This window comes from Halomonas sp. SIMBA_159 (assembly GCF_046536035.1).
Taxonomy (GTDB): domain Bacteria; phylum Pseudomonadota; class Gammaproteobacteria; order Pseudomonadales; family Halomonadaceae; genus Vreelandella; species Vreelandella venusta_A.
The window spans coordinates 1-232 of record NZ_JAWJBT010001748.1 but is presented as its reverse complement, the minus strand read 5'-3'; the positions used below and the strand labels follow the sequence as shown (position 1 = coordinate 232).

The 232-nt window shown below is 70.7% G+C and carries 1 protein-coding gene; it reads right to left on the bottom strand.

The window, feature by feature from the left end; all coding sequences use genetic code 11:
• On the bottom strand, positions 1–232 hold a 232-nt coding region (locus tag R0J87_RS25185; protein WP_498889755.1), incomplete at both ends, for a hypothetical protein.

The window sequence follows — 232 nt, the reverse complement described above, 5'->3', positions numbered from 1 at the left end:
CGGTAGCGCGCACGCCAGTCATCGCCGGCTGCGTCGGCCTCGGCGGCGTATCGCGCGATGAGCGGATCCGCGTCGGTGCGGGAGATGCGACCGCTCGGCGTCAGCTCCGTCTCCACCGGAGGCATCCCGCCTTCTGCGTCGAGCAGGCGTCCGAGGCGGTCCGCACCGAAGCCGAACATCATCTCGCGAACCAGCGCCCAGGCCCCGATCGGAGCAAGCACCAGCAGTGTGA